Origin of the sequence: Sphaerimonospora sp. CA-214678, from assembly GCF_050942215.1 — a bacterium.
GTDB lineage: Bacteria > Actinomycetota > Actinomycetes > Streptosporangiales > Streptosporangiaceae > Sphaerimonospora.
Window position 1 is genome coordinate 1,574,605 of record NZ_CP192056.1, and the last position, 14,522, is coordinate 1,589,126.

A 14,522-nucleotide genomic window follows, 5' to 3' on the forward strand; every position below is an offset into this window, starting at 1 on the left:
GCGGGGGGCGGCGTGTTCCGGGGAGGACCGGACGGGAGTCTGGCGCATCCGAGGCCCTACAGCAGTCCGGCCTGCTGCATCAGCTCGACCACCTTGGGGCCGTTCAGCGCGGCGACGTCGATGGCCGGCGGGTCGAGCTCGTCCAGCGGCTTGAGCGCGGGGTTGGCGGGCACGTCGCTGGCGATGCTGTATTCGAGGGCTGTGCTGTCGGACAGGATCTGCTGGCCGTTCTTGCTGGTGAGGTACTTCACCAGTTGCTGGGCCTGCTCCGGGCGCTTGCTCGACTTGAGCACGCCGGCGCCGGAGACGCTGACGAACGCGCCGGGATCCTTGCCGCCGAAGAACTTCAGCTCGGTGTTCGCGCTGTTGGCCCCGGACTCCGCCCGGTCCTTGTACCAGTAGTAGTGGTAGATGATCCCCGCCTCGATCTCACCGTCGTTGACCGCCTTCATGACGGCTCCGTTACGCGGATAGATCTTCGCGTTGGTCTTCAGGCCCTTGAGCCACTCCGCTGCGGCTTCTTCGCCCTTTACCGCGACGACGGCGCTGACGATCGCCTGGAAGTCGGCGCCGCCGGCCGCGATGCCGATCTTGCCCTGCCATTCCGGCCGGGCGAGATCCATGATCGACTCTGGGAGCCGGTCGGGCGTCAGCGCCGTGGAGTTGTACACGAGCACGGTCGACCGGGCCGCGAAACCGACCCAGTTGCGGCTCGACGGGACGTACTGGCCGGGCACCTGGGCCAGGGTCTCGGCGTCGACCTCGGCGAACCCCTGCTTGCTGTCCACCAGCACCATGGCCGGCGAGTTCTCGGTGAGGAACACGTCGGCGGGCGAGGCGTCCCCCTCCTGGACGAGCTGGTTCGCCAGCTCGAAATCCTTCCCGGAACGGATGTCGACCTGGATGCCGGTCTCCTTGGTGAAGCCGGCCACCATGGCCTCGACAAGGTCGTCGTGCTGGGCGTTGTACAGCGTGAGCGTCCCGGCGTCCGACTCCGGGGAACCGGTTCCGCAGGCCGCCGTCAGCATGGTGAGCGCGGCGATTCCTGCCATGACCGGGGTCAGTCGCCTCAAGCGTCGCATTGCTTTCTTGCCTCTCGGGAGGATATCGACCGTCAATTCTTAGGTTAGGCATACCTTAGCCGACCTTCGGTTCGGTGGACAGTGGACCCCGGGGGAAGAATCGAGGAACGGCACAATGGGCATCGGAGCCGAGGGTCCGGAACAATAGGGAGCGAATCGCCGTTCCAGATGAAGCTCCCGCAGGTCAAGCTCCCCCGAGGATCGTTGCCATGAGCCCCCGTCGTGCCCGACGCCGTGACCCGTTCCAGCGCCCGGATGGGCGTGGTGCCGTACGGCCGATAACCTCGGTGCCCGGGGTGGACCGGGTCGAGTCCGCTTCCGACGGCGACTGGGTCGTACGTGACGTACCGGGCGCGGCCCCGGCCAGGACCTACCGGTGCCCGGGATGCGAGCAGGAGATCCGGCCCGGCCTGCCGCATATCGTGAGCTGGCCCGCCTGGCCGGGTGGCGAGGAGGAGCGGCGGCACTGGCACACCGCCTGCTGGCGCAACCGGATCAACCGGGGCCCGGGGCGCAGCCGATATTGAACGGCCGCCGCTGAGCAGGCGCAATCACCGGAACATCAGGCAAGGGGTTAATCGCGTGGGTACGGATATCAGAGCGTCAACCGTGCTGGCGGCGCACCGGGAGGACATCGAGCTGCACACGGCGGACGGGCTGAAGCTGGTCGGCGAGCTGGCGCTGCCCGTGAGCGAGGACGGCTCGACGGTGCGGCCGCCGGTGGCGACGCTGGTCTGTCTGCATCCGCTGCCCACGCACGGCGGCATGATGGACAGCCATGTGCTGCGCAAGGCGTCCTACCGCCTGCCCGCACTGGCCGATCTGGCCGTGCTCCGTTTCAACACGCGGGGTACGACGTCCGAGCGCGGGACCTCGCAGGGGTCCTTCGACGGGGGGGAGGGCGAGCGGTGGGACGTCGCCGCGGCCCTGGAGTACGCCGACTTCCACGATCTGCCGAACCCGTGGCTGCTGGGCTGGTCGTTCGGCACCGAGCTGGCCCTGAAGTGGGGACACGACCCGGTCGTGGCCGGCGCCATCCTGCTCTCGCCTCCGCTGCGCCGGGCGACGGACGAGGATCTCGACGCCTGGGCGGAGTTCGGCCGTCCGCTGATCGCGCTCGTTCCCGAGTTCGACGACTACCTGCGACCGGCGGAGGCCGTACAGCGGTTCGCCAGGGTGCCGCAGGCGGAGGTCGTCGGGGTGGAGGGGGCCAAGCACCTGTGGGTCGGTGAGCCGTACGTACGGATCGTCCTCGACGAGATCGTCAAGCGGGTGAACCCGGCGGCGGCGCCGCTGCCCACCAGCGTGTGACCTGCTTCGCCTCGTCCCGGTCAGGGGGCAGGGGTGTCACGATCCAATCGTGAGACAGGGCCCGGCGGTGCTCTCCGCCGGGCCCTGCTCAGTTCGACTCAGCCGTCACGAACTTGCCGGATGCCGCTTCGTCTTCGTCGCGGTGACTACTCCTGCCACCACTCCGAGTCGTCGTCGCTCTTCGCCGCGGCCGGCTCGGGCGCCGACGCCGGGGTCGACGAGACGATCGGCGGCTCGCTGACGGACGGCGCGGCCGACAGGGCCGGCTTGGCCGGGGCGGCCGCGACCGGAGCGGGCTCGGCCTCCACGCTCGGCAGCGGGGCGCCGCCGAGGAGCTGCCGGAGCTGGGCGAGGTGGCTGGTGATGCTGTCGCGCTGCCGGGTGAGCTCGTCCACCTGACGCTGCATCGAGGTGCGGGTGCGCTCGGCCTCGTTCTTCGCGTCGGTCACGATCGTCTCGGCGCTCGACTTCGCCTCGGCCACGAGCTGGTCGGCGTTCTTACGTGCGTTGGCGAGCAGCTGCTTGGCGTGGGTGTCGGCCTCGCGGCGGGTCTGCTCGGCCTGCTGGGTGGCCTTGGAGGCGCGCTGCTCGGCGGTGGCGGCCCGCTGCTCCGCCTCGGCGACCAGCTTCTGGGTGTTGGCCTGGGCGGTGGCGTGGCGCTCGGACTCCTGGCGCTCGGCCTCCTCGCGGCGGGCCGCGAGCTGGATCTCGAACTCCGCCTCGTCCTGCGCCCGCTTGGCCTCGGACTCCTCCAGGATGCGCTGCGCCTGGGCCCGCATCTCGTCCGCCTGACGCTTGGCCGTGGTGAGGACCTCGTCGCGCTCACGCTTGGTGGAGGCCCGGAGCTGGGCGACCTCGCGCTCGGTCGTGGTGCGCAGCTTGGCGATCTCCCGCTCGGCGTCCGCCCGCTTCTCCGCGACCTCGTGGTCGGCGGTGGCCCGGATCTTGGCCACCTCGCGCTCGGTCGTGGCGGTCAACTCGTCGGCCTCGCGCCGCGCGGTCGAGCGGATCTCCTCGGCGTCGCGGTCCGCGGTCGTCCGCATCTCCTCGGCCTCGCGGGCGGCGAGCGCACGCTTCTCCGCGGCCTCGTTCTCCGCGGCGGCCCGCAGGTCGGCGGCGTCCACCTTGGCCGCGGCCCGGATCTCGTTCGCCTCGGACCTGGCCGCTTGGACGAGTTCGGTGGCCTGCTCCTCCGCCAGCCGCAGCAACTGCTCGATCCGGGCGCCCAGACCCGAGTAGGTCGGACGCTCCTGCTCCTGGAGCTGGCGCTTCGACTCGGACAGCTCACGCTGTAGAGTGCCGACCTGCTCCTTGGCCTGACGCAGTTCGGTGTCGAGTGTCTTCAGGTGGTCGTGGACCTGGTGCCGGTCATAGCCCCGGAGCACCACGTCGAATTCGCGAGAAGGGGCGTCCTCGAAAAAGTTGTTGAGCTGGGCGTCGATGTCGGACTGCATGAGGCTCGATCCTGGTTGTCGAGACGGCTACAGGGGGCCGGACGGTAGGGTGGATATCCGAGGCGGGGAAGCCCATGAGCACCCACGTCCGGTGATACGCCAGCGTACTCCGGTGCTGCGGGATTGGAGGCTCCCTCCGACTTTCTGCGCGAGTTGTTACGTATGAACGTTTCTTGCGTTCAGCCTCAAGCGGACGGGTCAATCTTTCGCTGTCTCCACGAGTTCCGTAAGGACTCCTCCCACGTCCTTGGGATGCAGAAACGCGATGGAAGCCCCCATGGAGCCGTGCCTGGGCCGCTCGTCGATCAGCCTGACGCCCTTGGCGCCGATCTCCTCGAGGGCCTTGGCGACGTCGGCGACGCCGTACCCGATATGGTGCACGCCCTCGCCCCGCCTGGCGAGGAACTTCCCGACCGCCGTGTCGGGGTGCAGCGGTTCCAGGAGCTGGACGTAGGAGGCGCCCTTCGGGCCGTCCGCCACGTGAAGCATGGCCTCGCGGACCCCCTGCTCCTCGTTGATCTCCCGGCTCACCACCATCAGCCCGAAGGTGGACTCGTAGAACTCGATCTTCTCTTCGAGGTTGTGACACGCGATGCCGACGTGATCGATCCTGAGCAGCATGTTTCTCCGTTCGTACCTGACCAGACGGACTGCCTGCGGGCGTCCGAATGCCCCATGGGTATCGTGACACGGTCGTCCCGATCCTCGTCGTGGAGGTCCCGATGTCTGGTTCCGTCATCGTCGCCGGAGCTCGTACGCCCATTGGCCGGCTGCTGGGCTCGCTCTCCGGCCTGTCCGCCGTCGAGCTCGGGGGCATCGCCATCAAGGCCGCTCTGTCACGGGCCGGCGTCACGCCCGACCAGGTCCAGTACGTGATCATGGGGCAGGTGCTCCAGGCCGGCTCGGGGCAGCTTCCTTCCCGGCAGGCGGCCGTGCGCGCGGGCATCCCCATGACGGTCCCGTCCCTGACCGTCAACAAGGTGTGCCTGTCCGGCCTGGACGCGATCGCGCTGGCCGACCAGCTCATCCGTGCCGGCGAGTTCGACATCGTGGTCGCGGGCGGCATGGAGTCGATGACCAACGCCCCGCACCTGCTGCCCGGCCTGCGCAAGGGCGTCAAGTACGGCTCGGCCGACGTGCTGGACTCGATGGCCTTCGACGGGCTCACCGACGCGTTCGACCAGGTCGCGATGGGAGAGTCCACAGAACGGCACAACGCGCGACTGGGCCTGACCCGTGCCGAGCAGGACGAGTTCTCGGCCAGGTCGCACCGGCTCGCGGCGGAGGCGACGGAGAAGGGGCTGTTCGAGGAGGAGATCGTGCCCGTCTCCGCGCCGGGACGGCGGGAGCCGGTGACGGTCACCACGGACGAGGGCATCCGTCCGGACACCACGGCCGAGGCCCTCGCCAAGCTGCGGCCCGCGTTCACCGAGGACGGCACCATCACGGCGGGGTCCTCCTCGCAGATCTCCGACGGCGCGGCGGCGGTGGTGGTGATGTCCCGGGCCAAGGCCGAGGAACTGGGCCTGGAGTGGCTGGCCGAGATCGGCGCGCACGGGAACGTGGCCGGCCCGGACAACTCGCTGCAGTCGCAGCCCGCCAATGCGATCAAGCACGCGCTGGCCAAGGAGGGCCGCACCACGGGCGACCTCGACCTGGTGGAGATCAATGAGGCGTTCGCGCAGGTCGTGCTGCAGTCCGTCAAGGAGCTGGGGATCGATCTCGACAAGGTCAACGTGAACGGCGGCGGCCTCGCCCTCGGCCATCCGATCGGCGCGTCCGGCACCCGCATCGTGCTCACGCTGGCGCACGAGCTTCGCCGCCGGGGCGGCGGCTTCGGCGCGGCGGGCCTGTGCGGCGGCGGCGGTCAGGGCGACGCCCTGATCATCCGGGTGCCCGCCAGGTAGGCGGGGCGACCACGGTCACGCTCGTCCGGGTGCCGCGGCGCGCGGGCGGGCGTGCTCGCGTCGTGGTCAGGGACGAGGGCGCCGGCGACCTTCACACCGTCGTCGCCGCCGTGGGCATGGACGAGTAGTGCGCGGATCGGTCATGGCGCGGCGGCGTACTCGACGGTGAAGGTCGTGAATCCGAGGGCCTTGAACATGCCGTCGAGCATCGCCCTGGTGTTCTGGTCCGCCCGGTCGCGCAGGTCGCTCGCCACGGCGGCCTCGGTGATCTTCCGCTCGGCCAGCAGGTAGAGCTCCTGCTGGTTCTGCGGCGATGCCGACAGCAGGTCGGAGATGCGGTCGAAAAGGCCCCGCTGCTGGGCGACGATGTACGACCTCTTGTTGTCCAGGTTGGGCTTCTCCAGCTCGGCGTGCGGGAGCCGTACGGTCACGGCGGAACGGTCCGCCGAGACGACGATGGCGTCCTTGGGCAGGCCGGAGAAGTCGACGTAGGCGTCCACATTGCCGGCGCCGACGAACAGCGTCCTGCTGCCCTTGATGGCGTCGGGCAGGAAGGCGGCGTCCTTCTCCAGGTCGACCACGACCTGGAAGTTGCCGGTGGCCGCCTCGAACCGGCTCAGGTTCTGCACCGATTGCAGCAGCACCGGGCCGCTGCGGTCGATGGTCTCCTCCCCGAGCGGGTCCAGCCAGGACCAGGTGAGCCGTGCGCCGACCACGATGAGCAGGACCACGAAGAGGAAACCGGCCGGCCACCGCCAGGCGCGGCGGGAGGAGCGCCGGGTCGTGCCGTCGCCGCGAGGGGGCTGCGGCGTGGGCGGGGTCGAAGGCCCGCCGTCCGGGGCCCGGCCGGTCGGAGTCTGCCGGGCGGGAGTCTGATGGGCTGGAGTCTGGCCGTCCACGGGAGGAATCTTCCCGCTATCGCCCGGCTTGCACCTGGGTCGCCGGACACACTCTAGCCGCCGAGCCCGCTCAGGAGCCCGAGTCCGGGGGAGGAGCTGGGGGCCGGGGTCGGCCGCGTGGTTTGAGCCGGTACGCCGTCCCGTGCTGGTCCGTTCTCCTGGGCGGCGGCCCCGGCGTCCCGGACGGGCGCCTCGTTCCGAGCGGCTCCGGTGTTCGCGGTGTTGCCGGTGCTCCCGGTTTTCCCGGTGCTCCCGGTGCTCCTAGTGCTCCCGGTGTTGCCAGTGCTCCCGGTGTCGCCGGTGTTCCCGATGGGAGCGCCGTCGCGTGGTGTGGGGGCGCGGTCCGGGCCCTCGGAATCGCGTGTCGAGATGGAGCCGCGGCGCCGTCCGGAACGCTCCTCCCGCTGCCGGTGCTCGCGCCGGCCGGATTCACGTTCTCCGGAGTCGCGTGCGGGCTCGTGGTTCGTGGTGTGGCGGGGTGTGGCGGGGGCGCCCGGCGCCGGCCGCGGCGAAGCCGGCAGGGGAGACGGCTGCTCGGCCGAGGGAATGGCCGAAGGGGAGGGATCGGAGAGCGGCGGGAGCCCGGGGGACGCGGCCGGGATCGGCTCGGGAGTTAAGCCGGGCCGGTGCGGGAGCCCGATGTTCGGCGTCTCGTGGTGTTCCGATTCCGGATCGTCGTGGTAACTCGGGCTGACAGGGTAGGTGGGCGCGTACGCGGGCGTCGGATTCACCGGATAGTTGACCAGGTTGGGGTCCGCCGGCCGGGTGCCGCCGCCGAAGTGCCTGCTCTGCAGCCGGCAGGAGACGAAGTCGGAGTAGAACATCCGCAGCCAGTTGTGCCGCTGGTCCTCGGTCAGCCCGGAGAACCACACGGCGGCGTATCGGTGCTCGGGCAGCGGCCCGGCGGGCAGCGGCTCGCCGCGCAGCCAGGCGACGATGACGGACCGGTAGCCGTTGGAGATCGTGCCGGGGCACGGGGCGGCCAGGCGGTCGAGGAACTCGGTCACCGCCCGCCGGGCGAACCCGGCGCCGAGATCGTCGAGATGCACGACGGCCACGCCGGGCGGAACCGGGGCGTTGTCGTCGCGGTCGCGCTGCTCGACCCGGTCGAAGGCGGCGGGCGTGTCGGCCAGCCGCCGCGCGAGCGTGGTGAACACCCCGGCCAACTCGGTCAGGCCGTCTCGCATGGAGGGGCGGACGCACACCGGGAACGGCCACGACTGGCAGGAGGAGGCGAGCCGCTCGGTGGCCGCGACCGTCCGCGGCTCGGCCACCAGTCTGGCGGCCCCGGCGCCCGCCGCGACCATGGCGACGGCCGCCGCGACCAGCGCCAGCGTGCGCCTGGTGACGAGGGCGACCCAGCCGAGCAGCAGTGCCGTGCTGAGGCCCAGGAGCCAGAGCGTCTGATCCGTGAACGCCACCTCGCCGGCCCCGGTGAACAGGTCGTACGGCCTGCGCGTGGCCGGGGTGAGCCGGTCGGCCCAGGTCGAACCTACGGCCACCCAGGTGAACAGCCCGTAGGTGCCGATCCCGGCGAGCACGGGCGTGACGGCGAACGGGAGCACCCAGCCCGCCGTCCAGCCGATCATCACGTACAGCGCAAGGCCGCCGACGCACAGCGCCAGGCCGCCGATGGGCAGGTGGCCCGACCGGTCGGTCAGCGCGGCACGCAGCCCGAGCAGCAGTACGGTCACCGCGAACGAGCAGATGACGACCGCGAGAATCCCGAGCGGCGCCTTCGCGGCCCGCCAGGGCGTCAGCACCCGGCCGCGGTTGGCGCGGCGTCTGCGCAGCGCGACCCACGCGGTGAACACGGCCGCGACCGGACCGGTCAGCCTAAGCGAACCGATAACGGCCGTGACCATGTCATCCCAGTCCATGAACCCAGGAATCAGGACGCTCCACGCGATGACGAGCCCGAGCGCGAGCAGCACGGCCATGGCGACGACCGCGCCGTGTCTCAGTTCTCCACGTGGAACGCCCCTGTGGTCACCCACAGCACGGCGCGGCCCCTGGCCACGCCGACGGCGATATCCGGCGCATGCGGTGCGCCGGGGCAGGCATGCCGCCCATCAAGTCAACCCCCCGTGCCTGTGTGAGCAGCATGCGCCGGACCGCGTCCCCCGACGCCGTCCGCCGGCCGGCCTCGCCACGTCCGCTCCAACTGCCTAGCAGACGTGGTTCCCCGTGGCGCCCGGTGTTTGCCGCCGCCTCACCTTTCGACGTGGCAACCATAACGGAGCGTGACCCGCGGGGAGGGAGTTCTGGGGTCAAGGAATGAATCCGGTTACGCTCGGTTCCCAGGTTGATCATGTTCGCGGTCGCGATAGCGTATATCGCTGTGTCCGTCCCGCCCAATGTCCCGCCCAGCTCAGGCCCATCGCCGACCGGCGCGGCCAAGCCGCTCGGCCTGCCGTTCGACCCGATAGAACGCGCCGCGGAAACCTGGCGCGCTAGATTCGGCCCCTCCTCCGCGATGGCCGCCGTCACTTCGATCATGAGAGCCCACCAGATCCTGCTGGCGCAACTGGACACGCTGCTCAAGCCGTACGATTTGACCTTCGCCCGCTACGAGGCGCTGGTGCTGCTCACGTTCAGCCGGGAGGGCTCGCTGCCGCTGTCGAAGATCGGCGAGCGGCTCATGGTGCACCCGACGAGCGTGACGAACACCGTGGACCGCCTGGAACGGGCCGGGTTGGTCCGCCGGATGCGCAACCCGAGGGACGGCCGCGGCGTGCTCGCCGAGATCACCGACGCGGGCCGCGAGATCGTACGGCGGGCCACCGCCGATCTGATGGACGCCGGTTTCTGCCTGGGCATGTACGGCGATGAGGATCTTGACCAGATGTTCGACCTGCTCAGGACCCTGCGGGTCGCGGCCGGCGACTTCAGCCCCTGATCGGCCCGCCCGCCGATTGCGGGCCCGTCCCGATGCGCCGGCGCACGTCCCGATGTCCCGGGTCCATCCGGTCTCCTCGTACCGGACGACGGTGGGATGGCACTGATCAGCCGTGAGCGTGCGGCAGGATGGGACTATGGCAGCGGAGTTCTCTCGACCTGGATCGCTCTACGGTGCGATCGACCTAGGCGCTCGCAAGCAGGCATTGGAGGCGCAGGCACGACGCGAGGCGGCCGGGCCCGGCGGAGCCGGGGCCGGAGCCGGAGCGTCCTCGACGGTCCTCGAGGTGACCTCGGCCACCTTCAACGATGATGTCGTGGAGCGGTCGCTGACCGTTCCCGTCATCGTCGAGGCGACGGTGCGCCGAGCGGAGCAGGTGCAGCAGTTCAGCAACATCATGGAGAAGCTGGCCGCCGAGGCGGGGGGCGCGTGGGTGCTCGCCCGGGTGGATGTGGAGGCGGATCCCCAGCTCGCCCAGGCCCTGCGGATGCGTGCGGTGCCGACCGTCTATCTGGCCTTCCAGGGGCAGCTCATGCCCCTGTTCGAGGGGCCACTGCCGGAGGCGCAGCTTCGGCAGGCGCTGGCCCAGGTGTTCGAGCAGCTCGGCATCGAGCTGTCGGCACCCGAGGAGACCGCGGAGGCGGAGCCGCCGGCGGATCCCGATCTCCTCGCCGCGGAGGCGGCGATGGACCAGGGGGACCTGGACGCGGCCGCGGCCGCCTACCAGCGGTTGCTGGCGCGCTCGCCCGCGAACGAGGCGGCCAGGATCGGCCTCGCCGGCGTCGGACTGCTGCGCCGGACCCAGCACCTCGACGAGGCGGACGTGCTCCGTCGCGCGGCGACGGATACCGCCGATGTGGATCTGCAGCTTCAGGCGGCGGATCTGGAGATGATGAACGGCAAGGTGGACGAGGCGTTCGACCGGCTGATCGGGGTGGTCCGCCGGACGCGGGAAGGCGACCGCGACAGGGTGCGGGTCCATCTGCTCGGGCTCTTCGACGCGCTGCCCGCTGACGACCCCTCGGTGTCCAGAGCCAGGCGGGCCCTGGCCAGCGCGCTGTTCTGACGCCTCGCGACGCCACGGGGACGTGAGCGCGCAGGAGGCCGTATCGGCCGGCCGGAGATGGCAAGATGGATAGGTTTCAACGCGGCTCCGTAAAGCCGGAACCACCCGCAAAGGAGCGGATACACGTGGCCACCGTGCCCAGCGTTTCCTATTCGATCACCGTTCGTCTCGAAGTCCCGGCGGGCGGTAAGGCCGTCAGCCTGCTCACCCACGCCGTGGAGACCGCCGGCGGCGTGGTCACGGCCCTCGACGTCACCAATGCGGGCCACGAGAAGCTCCGCATCGACGTCACCTGCGCGGCCAAAGACACCGACCACGTGCAGGCGATCGTGGACAGCCTCGGCGCGGTCGAGGACGTGGCCATACACAAGGTCTCCGACCGCACCTTCCTGATGCACCTCGGCGGAAAGATCGAGATGCAGTCGAAGGTGCCGCTGCGCAACCGCGACGAGCTGTCCATGGCGTACACGCCGGGTGTGGCGCGGGTGAGTCTGGCGATCGCGCGCAACCCGGAGGACGCGCGCCGTCTCACGATCAAGCGGAATTCGGTCGCCGTGGTGACCGACGGCTCGGCCGTCCTGGGCCTCGGCAACATCGGCCCCGCCGCCGCGCTGCCGGTGATGGAGGGCAAGGCGGCGCTGTTCAAGCGGTTCGCCGGCATCGACGCCTGGCCGGTCTGCCTGGACACCCAGGACGTCGACGAGATCGTACGGACCGTTCAGCTGATCGCGCCGGGCTTCGGCGGCATCAACCTGGAGGACATCTCGGCGCCGCGCTGCTTCGAGGTGGAGCGGCGGCTGCGCGAGCTGCTGGACATCCCGGTCTTCCACGACGACCAGCACGGCACCGCGATCTGCGTGCTCGCCGCGTTGACGAACGCGCTGAAGGTCGTGGGCAAGGACCTGGCGCACGTGCGGATCACGCTCGCCGGCGCGGGCGCGGCCGGCAACGCCGTACTACGGCTGCTGCTCGCGGCGGGCGCGCAGCACGTGATCGTCTGCGACTACCTCGGCGCGGTCCACCTGGGCCGCGAGGACCTGGACGACTCGCTGCGCTGGATCGCCGAGCACACCAACACCGGTGGGTACGCGGGAGATCTGCACGGCGCGGTGAAGGGCGCCGACGTCTTCATCGGCGTCTCCGCGCCCGGCATCCTCACCGGTGAGGACATCGCGGCCATGGCGGACGGATCGGTCGTGTTCGCGCTGGCCAACCCGGAGCCCGAGATCGCGCCGGACGAGGCACGCGAGCACGCGGCCGTGGTGGCCACCGGGCGCTCCGACTACCCCAACCAGATCAACAACGTGCTGGCCTTCCCCGGCGTCTTCCGCGGCCTGCTGGACGCCCAGGCGACCGTCGTCACCCAGGAGATGCTGCTCGCGGCGGCCCGAGCGCTCGCCGCCGTGGTGACGGCGGAGGAGCTGGGGCCCAACTACATCATCCCCAGTGTCTTCCACCCCGAGGCGGCGAACGCGGTGGCGGCGGCGGTGCGCGAGTCGGCCGGAGGGAAGGCACGGGGCTTCACCGAAGCCTGAGACACCGAGATCGAGGATCGACCGGCGGCTGAACACAATACGCGCATGTTCTGACGCGAAAAGTAATCTGGTATGTCATGCAGGGGGCGACGTGCATGATTCGGCATTCCTCCCTCATCATGGGAGGTATGGCGGAGGCGATCTACGTCGGCGGTTTGCTTGTGGCGACGCCACTGCTCGACGACCCCAACTTCCGGCGTAGCGTCGTGCTTGTGCTGGAGCACGACGAGGACGGCGGGACGCTGGGTGTGATACTCAACCGGCCCAGCGAGATCGCGGTGACCCAGGTGCTGCCCTCATGGGACGCACTGGTCACGGGTCCTCCGGTGCTGTTCGAGGGAGGGCCGGTGCAGACCGACAGCGCCCTGGCCCTGGCCGTCGTGCTGAGCGGCGAGGAGCCGCTCGGCTGGCGGCGGCTCCAGGGGAGGTCGGCGACGTCCCGGCTGGGCACGGTCGACCTCGACGCGCCGCCCGAGATCCTCGCGGGGGAGATCTCGCAGATGAGGATCTTCGCGGGCTATGCCGGTTGGACGGCGGGACAGCTCGAGAACGAGCTGCGGGAGGGCGCCTGGTACGTCGTGGACTCGGAGCCCGCCGACACCTTCCACTCCGACCCGTCCTCGCTGTGGCGGGCGGTGCTGCGCCGTCAGCGCGGCGATCTCGCGCTCGTCGCCACCTTCCCCGACGATCCGACGTTCAACTGAGCCGCCGGGATGTCCGTCCACGTGCCGTGGCCGGGCACGGCACGCGCGCCCGGCCATGGGTGATCAGGAGAGTCAGCTCGCGGTGCAGCTCACCGACGAGGGCGTGCCGTTCGTGCCGTTCCAGGACCCGAGGAACCCGAACGTGGTGCTCGCGCCGGCACCGAGGTTGCCGTTGTAGCTCATGTTCTTGGCGGTGACGGTCGAACCGCTCGAGCTCAGGGTGGCGTTCCATATCTGGCTGACCGTCTGGCCGTTGGCGTACGTCCACTTCACGGTCCAGCCGGTGATGGCGGCGCCCGCCTTCACCGTGACCTCACCCTGGAAGCCGCCGGCCCACTGGTTCACCACCTGGTAGGTGGCGGTGCATCCGCCCGTGGGAGTCGGCGTCGGCGTCGGGGTGGGTGTCGGAGTCGGGGTCGGTGTCGGAGTCGGCGTGGGAGTCGGGGTGGGTGTCGGGGTCGGCGTCGGGGTGGGAGTCGGCCCGCCGTCGTAGATGGTCGCCTGCTTGGCGGTGGCCTTGATGCCGTTGGCGCCGTTGAAGAGTCGCTGGCCCCAGGAGGTGAGCTGGTTGACGTTGAAGTTGGTCACCTGGTCGAGGTACTCGACGCCGCCGCCGTTGCCGCTCCACGACCAGCCGAGGTAGCCGATGCCACGCGACTGGGCCTGGGACATGATCGTGTCCTCGTCCGGGTCGCCGTCGGAGTGCATGTTGCCGAACTCGCCGATGACGATCGGCAGGCCGGCGGTCTGGAACGCCTGCAGGTAGTCGGTGACCTCGGCCGCGGTGTCGAACACGCCGTACATGTGGATCGAGAAGACCGTGTTCTTCTGCGGGTCGGCGCTGAAGACGGAGGCCGCGGTGTCACGCATGACGAACTGCCAGTCCTGGCCCCAGTTCGGCGCGTCCACCATCAGCATGTGCTCGAATCCGGCGCTGCGCATGCGCTTGATCGCGTCGGTGGTGGCGCTGGTCCAGCCGGAGACGTTGTTGTTGCCGTACGGCTCGTTGCCGATGTTGATGACGATGTGGTTCTCCTGGCCGGTCAGCACGCTCTTCAGACCGATCCAGTAGTCGACCGCCTGGCTCAGGGTGTAGGCGCCGCCCTGCTCCCCGTAGCCGGTGGTGTCATGGTTCTCCAGCACGCAGATCAGCCGGTTCTGCTTGCAGAGCGAGATGACGTTGGCCACGTCACCGGCCGTGTTCGCGGTCCAGCGGCCGCCGCTGAGCACGACCCGGACGGTGTTGGCGCCCAGGGACTTGATGTCGGCGAAGGAATTGGTCTGGCTCGTGAACCAGGTGTGGGCGTGGCTCGTGCCCCGCATGATGAACTGGTTCCCGTTGGACTCGTAGATCTTCCCGTTGTTCACGCGGAGCCCGGTCGCGGCCTGTGCGGGCTGGGTGAGTGCGATCACTGACAACAGGAGGGCGAAGAGTGCCGTGCCCGCGGCGATGAAGCGTGTTTTCATGAGCTACCTCGGTATGGGGGGATCGCGCAGCCTGTGGAAGCGCTCCCGGGAACCTTAGGCGTGGTATGGGACGGCGTACAGACTTAACCGGTCTAGTTGGTCATCCTCGCCGACCAGAAGCGGCCTGAGCTGCGATGTCAGTCCACGCAGCTGAACCGGGTGGGTGAGCTCGGTGTGAAACGTTCATCGAACAAGGCA

General features: G+C 69.9%; 13 protein-coding genes. 7 read left to right on the plus strand and 6 right to left on the minus strand.

The window, feature by feature from the left end; all coding sequences use genetic code 11:
- Positions 1–56 precede the first annotated feature (56 nt).
- Positions 57–1,052 (minus strand): iron ABC transporter substrate-binding protein, encoded by a 996-nt coding sequence (locus ACQP1K_RS07300; protein WP_433500110.1) that lies wholly within the window; start codon positions 1,050–1,052, stop codon positions 57–59.
- Between the two features lie 239 nt (positions 1,053–1,291).
- Between ACQP1K_RS07300 and ACQP1K_RS07305 the strand changes: the two genes are divergently transcribed.
- Entirely contained in the window at positions 1,292–1,609 is a 318-nt protein-coding gene (locus ACQP1K_RS07305) for an ATP/GTP-binding protein (protein WP_433500111.1), read from the plus strand.
- Positions 1,610–1,664: 55 nt separating this feature from the next.
- The gene (locus ACQP1K_RS07310; protein ID WP_433500112.1) at positions 1,665–2,393 is read left to right on the plus strand and encodes an alpha/beta hydrolase; all 729 of its coding nucleotides are present in this window, start codon (positions 1,665–1,667) and stop codon (positions 2,391–2,393) included.
- 146 nt (positions 2,394–2,539) lie between these two features.
- Here the strand turns inward: ACQP1K_RS07310 and ACQP1K_RS07315 are convergent, their stop codons facing one another.
- The gene (locus ACQP1K_RS07315; RefSeq protein WP_433500113.1) at positions 2,540–3,847 is read right to left on the minus strand and encodes a DivIVA domain-containing protein; all 1,308 of its coding nucleotides are present in this window, start codon (positions 3,845–3,847) and stop codon (positions 2,540–2,542) included.
- A gap of 198 nt (positions 3,848–4,045) precedes the next feature.
- Entirely contained in the window at positions 4,046–4,468 is a 423-nt protein-coding gene (mce, locus tag ACQP1K_RS07320; protein ID WP_433500114.1) for a methylmalonyl-CoA epimerase, read from the minus strand.
- Positions 4,469–4,569: 101 nt separating this feature from the next.
- On the opposite strand from mce, the gene ACQP1K_RS07325 reads away from it, so the two are divergent.
- Positions 4,570–5,754: an acetyl-CoA C-acetyltransferase gene (locus ACQP1K_RS07325; protein ID WP_433500115.1), complete on the plus strand. Its 1,185-nt coding sequence runs from the start codon at positions 4,570–4,572 to the stop codon at positions 5,752–5,754.
- Between the two features lie 140 nt (positions 5,755–5,894).
- Here ACQP1K_RS07325 and ACQP1K_RS07330 read toward each other — a convergent pair whose 3' ends face one another.
- Together ACQP1K_RS07330 and ACQP1K_RS07335 are read right to left on the minus strand one after the other, a co-directional pair.
- Entirely contained in the window at positions 5,895–6,653 is a 759-nt protein-coding gene (locus ACQP1K_RS07330; RefSeq protein ID WP_433500116.1) for a DUF4230 domain-containing protein, read from the minus strand.
- Positions 6,654–6,706: 53 nt separating this feature from the next.
- Entirely contained in the window at positions 6,707–8,593 is a 1,887-nt protein-coding gene (locus tag ACQP1K_RS07335) for a hypothetical protein (RefSeq protein ID WP_433500117.1), read from the minus strand.
- A gap of 401 nt (positions 8,594–8,994) precedes the next feature.
- Between ACQP1K_RS07335 and ACQP1K_RS07340 the strand changes: the two genes are divergently transcribed.
- The 4 genes from ACQP1K_RS07340 to ACQP1K_RS07355 all read left to right on the plus strand — a co-directional run bounded on the left by ACQP1K_RS07340 (position 8,995) and on the right by ACQP1K_RS07355 (position 12,857).
- Entirely contained in the window at positions 8,995–9,552 is a 558-nt protein-coding gene (locus tag ACQP1K_RS07340) for a MarR family winged helix-turn-helix transcriptional regulator (protein ID WP_433500118.1), read from the plus strand.
- Positions 9,553–9,688: 136 nt separating this feature from the next.
- Positions 9,689–10,618: a co-chaperone YbbN gene (locus tag ACQP1K_RS07345; RefSeq protein WP_433500119.1), complete on the plus strand. Its 930-nt coding sequence runs from the start codon at positions 9,689–9,691 to the stop codon at positions 10,616–10,618.
- A gap of 125 nt (positions 10,619–10,743) precedes the next feature.
- Positions 10,744–12,153 carry an NAD-dependent malic enzyme gene (locus ACQP1K_RS07350; RefSeq protein WP_433500120.1) on the plus strand — a complete coding sequence of 470 codons (1,410 nt, stop codon included), beginning with the start codon at positions 10,744–10,746 and terminating at the stop codon, positions 12,151–12,153.
- A gap of 128 nt (positions 12,154–12,281) precedes the next feature.
- Positions 12,282–12,857 carry a YqgE/AlgH family protein gene (locus tag ACQP1K_RS07355; RefSeq protein WP_433500121.1) on the plus strand — a complete coding sequence of 192 codons (576 nt, stop codon included), beginning with the start codon at positions 12,282–12,284 and terminating at the stop codon, positions 12,855–12,857.
- A 72-nt stretch (positions 12,858–12,929) separates the two neighbouring features.
- On the opposite strand, the gene ACQP1K_RS07360 is transcribed toward ACQP1K_RS07355, so the two are convergent.
- Positions 12,930–14,324, minus strand: a complete 1,395-nt coding sequence (locus ACQP1K_RS07360) for a cellulase family glycosylhydrolase (protein WP_433500122.1) — start codon at positions 14,322–14,324, stop codon at positions 12,930–12,932.
- Between the last annotated feature and the right edge of the window lie 198 nt (positions 14,325–14,522).

What these genes read in the sequence shown, in the direction of transcription:
- ACQP1K_RS07300 (WP_433500110.1), bottom strand. Translation starts at nt 1,052, where the DNA reads ATGGCAGGAATCGCCGCGCTCACCATGCTGACGGCGGCCTGCGGAACC.
- ACQP1K_RS07305 (WP_433500111.1), top strand. Translation starts at nt 1,292, where the DNA reads ATGAGCCCCCGTCGTGCCCGACGCCGTGACCCGTTCCAGCGCCCGGAT.
- ACQP1K_RS07315 (WP_433500113.1), bottom strand. Translation starts at nt 3,847, where the DNA reads ATGCAGTCCGACATCGACGCCCAGCTCAACAACTTTTTCGAGGACGCC.
- mce (WP_433500114.1), bottom strand. Translation starts at nt 4,468, where the DNA reads ATGCTGCTCAGGATCGATCACGTCGGCATCGCGTGTCACAACCTCGAA.
- ACQP1K_RS07325 (WP_433500115.1), top strand. Translation starts at nt 4,570, where the DNA reads ATGTCTGGTTCCGTCATCGTCGCCGGAGCTCGTACGCCCATTGGCCGG.
- ACQP1K_RS07335 (WP_433500117.1), bottom strand. Translation starts at nt 8,593, where the DNA reads ATGGCCGTGCTGCTCGCGCTCGGGCTCGTCATCGCGTGGAGCGTCCTG.
- ACQP1K_RS07345 (WP_433500119.1), top strand. Translation starts at nt 9,689, where the DNA reads ATGGCAGCGGAGTTCTCTCGACCTGGATCGCTCTACGGTGCGATCGAC.
- ACQP1K_RS07355 (WP_433500121.1), top strand. Translation starts at nt 12,282, where the DNA reads ATGGCGGAGGCGATCTACGTCGGCGGTTTGCTTGTGGCGACGCCACTG.
- ACQP1K_RS07360 (WP_433500122.1), bottom strand. Translation starts at nt 14,324, where the DNA reads ATGAAAACACGCTTCATCGCCGCGGGCACGGCACTCTTCGCCCTCCTG.